This is a genomic window from Bacillus sp. 1735sda2 (assembly GCF_024159245.1).
GTDB lineage: Bacteria > Bacillota > Bacilli > Bacillales > Bacillaceae > Bacillus > Bacillus pumilus_O.
The window spans coordinates 2,319,996-2,331,835 of record NZ_JAMYWZ010000001.1; the positions used below are offsets into that span (position 1 = coordinate 2,319,996).

Here is an 11,840-nt window from a genome sequence, read left to right on the forward strand (position 1 = left end):
AAATTACACTTTTTCTTCAAGCAACCCATTTTGATATTGTATTGCCTCGTATGTTAACACTTCATTTTTATTGTCATTCAAATGCTTTACAACCGGAGTAGGCTGCTGATTAAAATTCATACTCAAGCTTTGATTGGAGTAGTGGCCAGCTGGATCAATATAATACTTGTAATCAATGACTCTTTCCACATCAATGTCTGCGTAAGCAATTCCCTCTGTTTCAGCTGGAACCATATCACTGATCGGTTCTCCATCTGGACCGTAAATGCACGTATGCCCACTCTTAAATGTGTCAAAGTAATCTCTTTGCTCCTGCGTTAAACAAATCATCTCTTTCATTTCTTCTGTATAGATAGAAGAAGTCATCAGCACAAAAGTTTGTGTCGCGATGGCATAATATCTGCTTGAAATTTCATCATCAAAATAACCAGGCCAAGATGCTACATGCACCTGTTCATTTTGAGCATTCATCGCCATCAAATCTAGTGGCACTTGATGCTCCCAGCACATCAATCCACCAAGGTTACCAATTTCAGTTTGAAAAACTGGCATCATGCTTCCACTTCCATCTCCCCAAATCAGTCTTTCTGCTACAGAAGCTCTCATTTTCCGATGCTTTCCTATTAAATCCCCTTTTGGATTAAACCAAAGTTGAGCTAAATAGAGAGAGCCGCCATCTTTTTCACTGCATGATATACAAACGTAGGTTTCATTCCTTTTTGCTGCCTCACTTATTTTTTGGATAGCTAAGCTAGGGATTTCGACTGCATTTTTATATAATTCGTGATAGAACTTTCTTGTATATTCTGGATGACCAATAAAAGCAAACCAAGGATAACCAGGTAAAAATGCTTCTGGGAATGCCACAAGTTTTGCACCATTTGAAGCCGCCTCGTCGATCAGTTCACATGATTTCTGAACCGTTGCCTCCAAATTTAAGTAGATAGGTGCTGCTTGTACCGCAGCTGCTCGAAACTTCGGGTAAATACTTGTCATATTCAAAACCTCCATTTCTTCTATTCCCCCTCATTATAAAATAGGAATGGTGAAGTTTGGATGACAAATACCATTTTATACAAATAAGGATCTTCACTCAGTAGAGAAAACACGTGGTCCTGTTAGACATTTCACAATGTGTATAGTACACTGTGAGTAATGAAATGGATGTGATAATCATGATTATTGATACATTCAATGAAGTCTTTTTCCTTGTTGAATTCTTTACGATTATTCTTCCAGCGCTGACGGCCATCGGCATTGCTTTTTTATTAAAAGACTGTCGTATGAACGAACACCTCGGTGGACATCGTTTGGAAGAGTTGGACGCATCTTTATTGAATCGAACAGACTTTCTGTTTATCATATATGATCGCATTACAACTTGGATTAGTAAAGTCATTCGAATGAAACGATCATCAAACGATGATGAAGACCATTTGCTTCCTCTCTCTAATTAATTTTTTTAAAAATGAGGAGGAAACGAATTGAAACGTTTATTAACGATTTGTACGACTTTATGTTTAATGATGATTGCCTCACCTGCTTTTGCAGCAAGTGGGCAAACGAATGCGAGCTCTGATGGGTTTTTCCATCATTATTTTGTCCAGCCTTTTTCGGAGCTGATTATTTGGCTTGCGAACTTCTTCCATGATGATTATGGTTTATCGATTATGTTCGTGACTTTGATCGTCCGTCTGCTGATTTTCCCTCTTTTTGCGAACCAATTTAAAAAGCAAAGAGTGATGCAGGAGAAGATGGCACTGGTGAAACCTCAAATTGACGACATTCAAAGCAAATTGAAGAAAACGAAAGAACCTGAAAAACAAAAAGAACTACAAATGGAAATGATGAAAGTATACAAAGAGAACAATGTGAACCCACTAGCAATGGGCTGTCTGCCTATGCTAATTCAAATTCCAATTGTTCTTGGCTTTTACTCAGCGATCCGCTCTACACCTGAGATTGCAACACATTCGTTCCTATGGTTTAACTTAGGACAAACCGATCTATTGGTCGCGATCTTCGCAGGCGCTATGTATTTCTTGCAATTTTATGTTACGCAAAGATTTGCGAAGCAATCAGGCACCCAGACAGAGGCTGCGCTAAAACAAGCAAAAGTAATGGGTATGATTTTCCCAATCATGATGCTGTTTATTTCAATCAATGCACCCGCTGCCCTTCCTTTATACTGGATGACAAGCGGATTATTACTCACAGTCCAAACAATTATTTTGAATGTCATGTACCAAAAATCAAAATCAAAAGCTGAGGCAAACGACCAAGCGAGCCCAGCTGCTGAATAAAAATAACCCCCTTATCATTTGATAAGGGGGTCAGGCTGTCGAGAAAATCTCGGCAGCTTTATTTTTCCCCTTAAATTTTCCACCACTCCATTTTATAATAGAGAAAAGCATTCTAAAGGAAGGTGTTTTTCTCATGTTCCACACTAGAAATTCTTCTCAGCACGAAGCCGAATTTGTATTGCTAGATCAACTGGTCGAAGAGGATCACCTGCTTCGTAAAATTGATCAGTACATTGATTTTTCATTTATCGTAGATAAAGTAAAACCCTATTATAGTGAAATTAAAGGTCGTCCTTCTCTTGATCCGCTTATTTTGTTCAAAATGATGTTTATCGGATACCTTTACGGTATCCGTTCTGAAAGACAACTCGAAAAAGAAATTTACTATAACATGGCGTATAGATGGTTTTTAGGTTTGAACATCAATGATCCCGTTCCCCATCACTCCACTATTAGTTGGAATCGTCGTACTCGATTTAAAAATACAACGATTTTTCAAGACATTTTCGATGAGATTGTGCTTCAAGCTATCAATCATGATATGGTAGGAGGTCGCGTTCTTTTTACTGATTCAACTCATCTTAAAGCCAATGCTAATAAACATAAATATACGAGAAAAACGATTGAACAAGATACCCAGAACTATATCAATGATTTAGAAGAAGCAGTCCAAGAAGATCGGGTGGCACATGGAAAAAAGCTCTTAAAGGTAAAAGAGGAGGTGAAAACAGAAAAAGACATTCGTCAAAGTATGACTGATCCTGAAAGTGGCTATCTATATCGCGAAAACAAGCCTGAAGGCTTTTTCTACCTAGACCACCGGACAACAGATATGAAGTATAATATCATCACCGATGCTCATGTCACGCCTGGAAATGTCCATGATTCTGTTCCATATCTTGATCGGTTAGATCACCAAATCGCACGATTTGGTTTTCAAGTAGAAGCTGTTGCGCTTGATTCAGGTTATTTGACAACACCAATTTGTAAAGGTTTATCTGATCGACATATTTTTGGTGTCATTGCCCATAGACGTTTTCATCCAACAAGAGGATTATTTGAGAAGTGGAAATTTCAGTATGATTCTGAAAATGATCATTACATATGCCCAAAAGGTGAGAAGCTTTTATATACGACAACAGATCGAAAAGGTTATCGATTCTACAAATCAGATCCTAAAAAATGTGCATCGTGTCCTTTCCTTGAAAGATGCACAAGATCGAAAAATCATCAAAGAGTCATCTCAAGACACATATGGGAAGAACATAAAGAAAAGATCAGACAGAATCGTCTAACTGTCTCTGGAAAAGAGCTATATAAAAAAAGAAAAGAAAAAATAGAGCGAAGCTTTGCAGATTCAAAACAACTGCATGGGCTTCGCTACTGCCGGTTAAGGGGGAAACAAAATGTGAGTGAGCAAGTTCTCCTCACAGCTGCGTGCCAGAACATGAAAAAGATTGCCACACACCTAGCGAAGCTAGGCTAGGTGTGTGGGAGGCCTTTTTCATTAAATCTCATCCATCATAATTACGATGAAAATAAAAAAGCCTGTAGAAAAATATGAGTTTCTCTACAAGCTGACCCCCTTATCATTTGATAAGGGGGTTATAGATTGTGGACAAAGTGCTAAAATGATCTTTATTTTAGCACTTTGTCTTCTTTTCAGCGTGATAGAAAACCTTTGAAGTCTAGGAAGGACGAGCATCGGAGCGGAGCGAATTTAACATTCGTGAGCACCGAAGCGCAGACCTGACACCGAATGCAAGGGTTTGTCTACACGCTGAATCCCCTTATCATTTGATAAGGGGATTTTCTTTATGCCAATTCTTCTTTTAACCTCGCTGGCAATTGATCGAGATCCTCAATTCTCCCAAGGAACTTATTCGGGTCCACTTGTAAAATCATCTTGTTTTCTCTCTCTACAACGCCGAAGAAATATTCAGAGGCTTTTGTGTTCATATGAAATGGCTTGATCTCACTTAGCTCGATATCAATAATATCTTTTGCATCTGAGACAAGACAGCCTACCATTTGTTCGTTTAATTCAAATAGCAATACCTTGGACTGTTCGTTCACATCAAGAGGCTTTCCGTGAAGCATCACGCCTGTGTCACTGACAGGTATGACCTCACCTCTTAAAGACATGAGTCCTTTTATTTCTTTTGGAAGGTTCGATACTTCTTGTAAATAAGGGACCTTCTCAATCGAACGAATATGTTCTACACTGATGCCAAAATCCTCTTGCCCCACTTGGAAAATAATGATCTTTTGCGTGCTCACAGAGTCTCCTGCCTTTACGATGGATTTGTCGTTTCTTCTATAATGGCGAGAACCATTTCAGCTGTTTTGACTAATTCTTCAATCGGCATTTTCTCATTTTTCGTATGAATATCTTCATATCCAACAGCTAGGTTGACAGTTGGGACGCCGTTTCCTGCAATGACGTTTGCATCACTGCCTCCGCCACTCGTCTGTAGTTCTGATGGACGGCCAATTTTCGCAGCCGCTTTTTTTGCCACTTCTACGACTTGATCGCCGTGAGAGAATTTGAAGCCTGGATACATGATGTCAATGTGTACATCGGCACTTCCGCCCATTTCTTTAGCGGTTTTTTCAAAGGCTTCTTTCATCTTCGCTACTTGCGCTTCCATTTTTGCAGGTTCTAAAGAACGTGCTTCAGCAAGGATATCGACTTGATCACACACAATATTCGTTTGCGTTCCGCCTTCAAAACGACCGATATTCGCCGTTGTTTCTTCATCAATTCGGCCAAGCGGCATACTAGCAATGGCTTTTGATGCAATGGTAATTGCAGACACACCTTTTTCAGGCGCGACACCTGCGTGAGCTGTTTTCCCGTAAATCGTTGCGCGTACTTTCGCCTGTGTTGGCGCTGCAACGATAATGGTTCCCACCTTGCCATCTGAATCAAGGGCATAGCCATATGCGGCTGTCATCAACTTCGGATCTAACGCTTTTGCTCCGACAAGTCCTGATTCCTCACCAGCTGTGATGACAAATTCAATCGTTCCATGTGGTACATTCTTCTCTTTCAGTACACGGATTGCTTCAAACATTGCGGCAAGTCCTGTTTTATCGTCAGCACCAAGAATGGTTGTTCCATCTGTTTTCACATAGCCGTCTTCAATGACTGGCTTTACGCCATTACCTGGAACCACTGTGTCCATATGAGAAGTGAAATAGATGGTATCAGCCTCTTGAGTGCCTTCCAGTGTACAGATCAGGTTGCCTGCACCGTGGCCTGTTTTTGCTTTTGAGTCGTCTTCCACCACTTTTAGTCCAAGCTGCGAGAATTTTTCTTTTAAGACTTCCACAATTTTCTCTTCGTGTTTTGTTTCCGAATCAATCTGAACTAGTTCTAAAAATTCGTCTAGTAAACGTTTTTCATTGATCATGATGATGCTCCTCCTCTTATAGCGGCATGTTGCCATGCTTTTTTAACGGTCTATCTTCTTCCTTCCTGCGAAGCAAATCAAATGAGCGAATTAATCGCTCTCTCGTTTCAGACGGCATGAAAATATCGTCTATCAGCCCTGCCTGAGCCGCTTTTAATACACTTGGCTCCGTCTCAACCTCACGCGAAGCAGGATGAACGATTTCGTCTGCAAAAGTTTTCCCCATGACATCAATTTCTGCCGCTGGCCATGCATAGACAAAATCAGCGCCTAAACCTTTACTATTCATTGCGACATACGCACCGCCAAACGCCTTTCTTAAAATCACGGTGATTTTTGGAACGGTCGCTTCAGCGTACGCATATAAAAGCTTTGCACCGTGACGGATAATTCCCGCATGTTCGGCTTTCTCACCTGGTAAAAAACCAGGGACGTCTACAAGCGTTAAGATCGGAATGTGAAACGCATCGCAAAATCGAATAAACCTAGCCGCTTTATCAGCAGCATCAAGGTCAAGGCTACCTGCCAGCACCTTAGGCTGATTGGCTACTACACCAATTGAAGCCCCTTGTAATCTGGCAAATCCTGTAACGATATTTTTTGAGAAACAAGGCTGCGTTTCAAAGAATGAGTCTGAATCGATGATGGCTGTCACCACTTGTTTGACATCATAGGTGCGTGATGGATTCTTCGGCAGGATGTTGCCTGGATCATCTGCGTCTCGCTTACTCGTTTCGGCATCCGTGACAGTCTGTTGTTTCGTTGGTATGTACGTTAAAAGTGTTCGAACTGCTTTTAACACGTCTTTCTCATCTTTCCCCGTATAGTGCACATTCCCGCTTGTCTGGTGCTGAACACTTGCACCGCCAAGACGGTCAGGACAAACTGTTTCTCCTGTTGCCTTTTCTATGACTTTCGGACCTGTTAAAAACATGTGAGCTGTCTGCTCTGTCATGAACACAAAATCAGTCAAGGCAGGAGAATAGACTGCTCCTCCAGCACAAGATCCTAAAATAACGGATATTTGCGGGATTTGACCAGAATACAGCACATTTCGTTTAAAAATCTGTCCGTATCCTTCTAATGATACCACACCCTCTTGAATTCTCGCACCACCTGAGTCTTTCAGACCGATGATCGGTATCTGATTTTTAGCTGCTAGATCCATTAAAGAAACAATTTTTTTGGCATGTATTTCGCCTAAAGAACCCCCATGCACGGTTGCATCTTGTGCATAAACACATACCGGCCTTCCATGAATCAGTCCAGTTCCAGTGACGACACCATCACCGACATGTTCTGACATGCAGCCTGTTGCAAATGCTTGAATTTCCATGAAACTGCCTCCGTCAAGAAGTTCATGCAGCCGCTCACGAACCGATAGTTTACCTTTGTTCCGGTGCGCAGCTGCACGTTTCTCGCCACCGCCCATGAATGCTTTTTCACGCCATTTCGCCAAGTCATTGAACGATTCATTCATTGCCATGTTCCTCTCCTTTTAAGGGCTCGCACAATTCGAATAACACACCGGACGTTTCTTTTGGTGAAATAAATGCAATTTGCTTCCCGCATGCGCCTATCTGTGCTGATTGTTGAAGAAGCTCCACGCCAAGATGATCAAGATGATTTAGGTCCGCCTGTATGTCACCTGACTTTAACGCAATATGATGGAGGCCCTCTCCTCTTTTTGTTAAAAAAGTATGTAGTTTGCTGCTAACGGACATCGGTTCAATTAATTCAATGTGCACATGATCAAGTGACGCGAAGGACGCTTTAATCTCCTGCTCGGGAATCTCTTGTACGTCTGAAAAATGCCAGTTAAACAGCTGTTGGAGAATGCAAGATGTGTTTTTTATAGAAAAGACCGCAATGGCAATATGGTCGATTTGATTCATCCGTTCACTTCCTTTGTTGATCACTTGTCGCATTTGAAAAAACGAGCTAGAATAAAGAAAGGTGCGTTCGTCGCAAAAAATCTTCGATTACAGGGGTGCAATATGTCTAAGAAATTCATGAAGTTCATGGTATTGCTCATGATTAGCCTGCTGCTCATTTCTTCACTTTTAGCAGGAGCCGCAGCCTTTTTATAAGGTTTTATTAATAAAAGCAGACAAGCAGGTGATTCGTTCAATCAACGAATGGCCTGTTTGTCTTTGGCAAGCTTTTCAAATGAATCGGTCGATGTTGTAATCCATACTTTTGTTCCAACCGGAAGCTGGTCAAATAGAAGCTCTACATCTTGATTATGAAGTCTCACACAGCCTGCCGTAATAAATTTCCCTATCGATGTTTCATCACTCGTCCCATGAATTCCGTATGTTCTGCCATCTGTTCCTCGTGCATCAAATCCAATCCATCTTCTGCCAAGAGGGTTATTCTTCGCACCGCCTTCGATATTCTTTTTTCTGTAATACGGATCTTTCGCTTTGATCATAATGGTAAATTCCCCTTCTGGCGTTAAATCTGTCGTTTTCCCTGTTGAAGCTGGATATATTTTTTGGATTTGACCTTGATCAATATAGGCAAGTTCATTTGTTTGTTTATTAATAATGACATATGGGTCTCCTGGAAGCGGGTTTTGTCCGAGCGGCCAGATAGGTGAAAGGGACATAGTCAATACGGTATAAAATAAAAGACGCATAGGCTCCTCCTTTTTCATTAGATTGACCAATGAAGGAGAAACTCATGCGTCTCTATTCTTTCATCCCTTTAAAATAGCTTTTCAGCACTAAATATTGTTCCATTTCTCCGAGGAAATGAAACAGTGCAGCTCTTGCCTCAAACTCTTCTCTTGTTTGCGGCAGCGGTAGCTTATCAAACTCTTCTTTCATATCAATGAGGCGTCTTAAGAACTTATGAGCCGTGTTCCCTGGGTGAATATGTTCGCGTAAGTCTCTAATGTATTCTGCAATGATTTGTCCATGTTCTGTTGTAATGGAAATGGACGTAATCTTCGGAAGTACACGCTCGATGATTTCGAATTGCTTTTGCCTCATATTGAAATAATGATAATACAGGTTTTCATGTCTTAAGACATGGTTCTCAACATCACGATATGCAAGAGCTTTCGCTTCTTTGATCAATTGATGTGTCTCTGGTATTTCTTTGCCTGTCCAGTCTTGTTTCCCGGTGATTAAATATTGTTCGATTTCCTCAAAGATTTTTGCGAAATTGGCTTCAATCTGTTCGCTGTAGCGTTTGAGCTTTTTATCGACACTTGGCATATACAGGTTCATGATTAGCGCCATACCAACACCAATCGTAATGAGTAGTAGCTCATTCCAGATAAGGTGAAGGGTAATCCCGCCGGACATGTATAAATGGAGGATGATGACTGAACTTGTGACAATCCCTTCTTTAATGCGGAGCAATACGGTTGTCGGAATAAAGACAAGCAGCATCAGACCAATCACAAAAGGATGATACCCAATCAGATCGAAAAATAAATAAGAAAATAAAATGGCAAGACTGCATGCGGCAAAACGGGCGCCTGATGCGAGAAGAGACCGTTTCTTTGTCACCTGAATACACAGGATCGTAATAATCCCGGCAGCGGAATAATTTTGAAGACCAAGTAGTTGCGCAATATAAATGGCGATCGCTGTTCCTAATGCTGTTTTCAGCGTTCGGTAGCCGATTTTAAACATGATGTGAGTCACTCTTTTCTGTCTTGTTTCTATTCACTTATTGTGAAATGATGAACTTTTTTTACTTTCCCCATTATAATCAAAAAAAGAAGGAGATGTTAAGTCTCCTTCTCTTATTTCTTTATAATATTTTTTGTAAGAAGTCTTTTGCGCGCTGTGACGACGGTGATTCAAAGAATTGCACAGGGTTTGCATCCTCTACAATTTTCCCATCATCCATAAAGATCACGCGGTCAGCCACTTCTTTTGCAAAGCCCATTTCATGAGTGACGATCACAAGTGTCATTCCAGATTGAGCCAGCTCTTTCATGACCTCTAGTACTTCCTTGACCATTTCTGGATCTAAGGCAGAAGTTGGTTCGTCAAACAGCATGATGTCTGGTGTCATTGCAAGCGCACGTGCAATTGCAACACGCTGCTTTTGACCCCCTGACAAGCGGTTTGGAAAATCATCTTTTTTCTCTAAAAGGCCTACTTTTTTCAGTAGATCTTCAGCTTGTTTGATGCTGTCTTCCTTCGATTGATTCTTCACATTCATTGGCGCATATGTGATATTCTCCAGCACTGTTTTATGCGGGAATAGGTGAAAATGTTGAAATACCATTCCGATGTTCTCACGCACTTTGAGTGCATTGGTTTTTGGGTTTGTGATTTCAGTATCCTGAATCGTAATAACACCAGAAGTCGGCTTTTCAAGCAAGTTGATGCAGCGAAGAAACGTCGATTTCCCTGAACCAGATGGTCCAATGACTGCGACAACTTCCCCTTCTTTAATAGTGGTGTCGATCCCTTTTAATACTTCATTTTTACCAAAAGATTTTGTGAGTTTCTCTATGTTAATCATTTGATTTTAACTTCCTTTCCACCGATTTGCCGACAAAGGTGAGAACAAGCACGATGACATAATAAATGAGACCGGCAAAAATAAGCGGTTCAAGATAATTATACGTGACGGCACCTGCTTGATAGGCTCGTCTCATGACATCGCCTAATCCAATGACTGTCACAATAGCTGATTCTTTTGTCAGTGTAATCGTTTCGTTCACAAGTGCAGGTGAAATATTTTTAAATGCTTGCGGAAGCAATAAGTCCTTCATCATTTTAGCATAAGGAATACCTAAAGCAACGGCTGCTTCTTTTTGACCTTTATCAATGGCATTAATACCAGCACGAATAATTTCAGATACGTATGCCGCAGAGTTTAGTGTAAATGTGGCTACAGCAGCCCAGTATTGATCGATTTGAAACCCGAGAAGCTGAGGCAGGCCAAAATAAATAATGAGCAATTGAAGCACAAGCGGTGTGCCTCGGAAGATGGACGTATAAAAATCTGCAAGCCAAATGAGCGGCTTAAATACGCTAATTTTGCAAAGCGTTAATAAAATTCCTAAGATAAATCCAAGAAAAAGTGATACCACTACAATAGAAAGTGTGACCTTAAGCCCTTCTAAAATAAAGGGCATCTGAGGTATTACATCTTTAAAATCTAACATGACAGTCTCCTTTTTTATGCCTTCATACAAAATCAAAAAATAAAACAGGAAAAAAGTTCAACATGAGTTGAACTTTTCAGCGCATTCTACTGAATTTTCGCAAATGACGCTGATCCTTTTCCTGACTTATTTTTCATCAGCAAACCATTTTTTAATTAATTTATCAAGTTCGCCATTGTCTTGCATTTCTTTTAATGATTTATTAAAATTAGCTGTTAAGTCGCTATTTTTCTTGAATGCAATAGCTGAACCTTCGTTTGAACTATTCAATCCAAAGGCTTGGAAGTCTTTTTCTTTTTTCAAATAACCAGCAGCTACTTTATCTTCAATAATGGCTGCATCAAAACGACCTGCTTTGATTTCTTGAATGATATCAGAGATTTTATTGCGGTCTTCCACTTTTAAGTTATATTTCTTTTGCAAACCGTTTGCTTCATCCTGCTGGATCGAACCTAATTGAACGCCGACTGTTTTATCTTTTAAGTCTTTCTCTGTTTTCATTCCGCTAGATTTCTTTGAGACAACTAAGTTTTTAGCATTGTAATAAACATCAGAGAAATCTAATTGTTTTTTACGTTTTTCTGTAGGAGTCATGCCTGCAAGGACAATATCAGCTTTATTTGTTTTAAGCGCTGATACAAGACTTGCAAAATCCATATCTTGAATTTCTAGCTTGTAGCCGTTCTTTTTCGCTAGTGCTGTTGCAAGATCAACATCAAAACCGACAATTTTATCTCCGTCTTTTGATTCAAATGGCGGATAATCTGCTGATGTCGCCATAACGAGTGTTTTGTCATCTCCTGATGCGTTTGAATTATTAGAAGAAGTTCCACAAGCTACGAGTGCAGCTGCAAGACCAGCTGTCATAAGTAATAATAACCACTTTTTCATAAGATAATGCCTCCTAGTATTTAAAATCATGTATTGTTTTGAATATTTATTCACTATAATGTATTTTAAACACTTTCTTTTTAAGATGCA

The 11,840-nt window shown here is 40.2% G+C and carries 14 protein-coding genes; 4 read left to right on the plus strand and 10 right to left on the minus strand.

What is annotated here, in order from left to right; genetic code table 11:
- Window positions 1–3: 3 nt before the first annotated feature.
- Complete coding sequence (locus NKR21_RS11980) at window positions 4–996, minus strand: carbon-nitrogen hydrolase family protein (protein ID WP_119125707.1); 993 nt, start codon at window positions 994–996, stop codon at window positions 4–6.
- A gap of 179 nt (window positions 997–1,175) precedes the next feature.
- On the opposite strand from NKR21_RS11980, the gene NKR21_RS11985 reads away from it, so the two are divergent.
- The 3 genes from NKR21_RS11985 to NKR21_RS11995 all read left to right on the plus strand — a co-directional run bounded on the left by NKR21_RS11985 (window position 1,176) and on the right by NKR21_RS11995 (window position 3,789).
- The gene (locus NKR21_RS11985) at window positions 1,176–1,457 is read left to right on the plus strand and encodes a hypothetical protein (protein ID WP_012010495.1); all 282 of its coding nucleotides are present in this window, start codon (window positions 1,176–1,178) and stop codon (window positions 1,455–1,457) included.
- 27 nt (window positions 1,458–1,484) lie between these two features.
- On the plus strand, window positions 1,485–2,303 hold the full coding sequence (locus NKR21_RS11990) for a membrane protein insertase YidC (protein WP_058014732.1): 819 nt from the start codon (window positions 1,485–1,487) through the stop codon (window positions 2,301–2,303).
- 133 nt (window positions 2,304–2,436) lie between these two features.
- Window positions 2,437–3,789 carry an IS1182 family transposase gene (locus tag NKR21_RS11995; RefSeq protein WP_253602517.1) on the plus strand — a complete coding sequence of 451 codons (1,353 nt, stop codon included), beginning with the start codon at window positions 2,437–2,439 and terminating at the stop codon, window positions 3,787–3,789.
- A gap of 329 nt (window positions 3,790–4,118) precedes the next feature.
- Here the strand turns inward: NKR21_RS11995 and NKR21_RS12000 are convergent, their stop codons facing one another.
- Genes NKR21_RS12000 through mce form a run of 4 tightly spaced genes read right to left on the minus strand, consistent with a single transcriptional unit; the run spans window position 4,119 to window position 7,614 of the window.
- Window positions 4,119–4,583 carry a chemotaxis protein CheW gene (locus NKR21_RS12000; protein ID WP_088000287.1) on the minus strand — a complete coding sequence of 155 codons (465 nt, stop codon included), beginning with the start codon at window positions 4,581–4,583 and terminating at the stop codon, window positions 4,119–4,121.
- Window positions 4,584–4,597: 14 nt separating this feature from the next.
- Window positions 4,598–5,719 (minus strand): M20/M25/M40 family metallo-hydrolase, encoded by a 1,122-nt coding sequence (locus NKR21_RS12005; RefSeq protein WP_144457742.1) that lies wholly within the window; start codon window positions 5,717–5,719, stop codon window positions 4,598–4,600.
- A 16-nt stretch (window positions 5,720–5,735) separates the two neighbouring features.
- Window positions 5,736–7,205 (minus strand): acyl-CoA carboxylase subunit beta, encoded by a 1,470-nt coding sequence (locus NKR21_RS12010; RefSeq protein ID WP_012010499.1) that lies wholly within the window; start codon window positions 7,203–7,205, stop codon window positions 5,736–5,738.
- Window positions 7,192–7,614 carry a methylmalonyl-CoA epimerase gene (gene mce / locus NKR21_RS12015; RefSeq protein WP_144457740.1) on the minus strand — a complete coding sequence of 141 codons (423 nt, stop codon included), beginning with the start codon at window positions 7,612–7,614 and terminating at the stop codon, window positions 7,192–7,194. The genes NKR21_RS12010 and mce overlap by 14 nt, the downstream gene beginning before the upstream one ends.
- 102 nt (window positions 7,615–7,716) lie before the next feature.
- Here mce and prli42 point away from each other — a divergent pair, with 102 nt between their 5' ends.
- Complete coding sequence (gene prli42, locus NKR21_RS12020; protein ID WP_186299664.1) at window positions 7,717–7,809, plus strand: stressosome-associated protein Prli42; 93 nt, start codon at window positions 7,717–7,719, stop codon at window positions 7,807–7,809.
- Window positions 7,810–7,850: 41 nt separating this feature from the next.
- On the opposite strand, the gene NKR21_RS12025 is transcribed toward prli42, so the two are convergent.
- The 5 genes from NKR21_RS12025 to NKR21_RS12045 all read right to left on the minus strand — a co-directional run bounded on the left by NKR21_RS12025 (window position 7,851) and on the right by NKR21_RS12045 (window position 11,750).
- Window positions 7,851–8,360 carry a L,D-transpeptidase gene (locus NKR21_RS12025; protein ID WP_012010502.1) on the minus strand — a complete coding sequence of 170 codons (510 nt, stop codon included), beginning with the start codon at window positions 8,358–8,360 and terminating at the stop codon, window positions 7,851–7,853.
- Between the two features lie 52 nt (window positions 8,361–8,412).
- The gene (locus NKR21_RS12030; protein ID WP_144457738.1) at window positions 8,413–9,366 is read right to left on the minus strand and encodes an aromatic acid exporter family protein; all 954 of its coding nucleotides are present in this window, start codon (window positions 9,364–9,366) and stop codon (window positions 8,413–8,415) included.
- 121 nt (window positions 9,367–9,487) lie between these two features.
- On the minus strand, window positions 9,488–10,210 hold the full coding sequence (gene artM, locus NKR21_RS12035; RefSeq protein WP_003215712.1) for an arginine ABC transporter ATP-binding protein ArtM: 723 nt from the start codon (window positions 10,208–10,210) through the stop codon (window positions 9,488–9,490).
- Entirely contained in the window at window positions 10,203–10,859 is a 657-nt protein-coding gene (gene artQ, locus NKR21_RS12040; RefSeq protein ID WP_144457736.1) for an arginine ABC transporter permease ArtQ, read from the minus strand. The genes artM and artQ overlap by 8 nt, the downstream gene beginning before the upstream one ends.
- 126 nt (window positions 10,860–10,985) lie before the next feature.
- Complete coding sequence (locus NKR21_RS12045; protein WP_144457734.1) at window positions 10,986–11,750, minus strand: transporter substrate-binding domain-containing protein; 765 nt, start codon at window positions 11,748–11,750, stop codon at window positions 10,986–10,988.
- Between the last annotated feature and the right edge of the window lie 90 nt (window positions 11,751–11,840).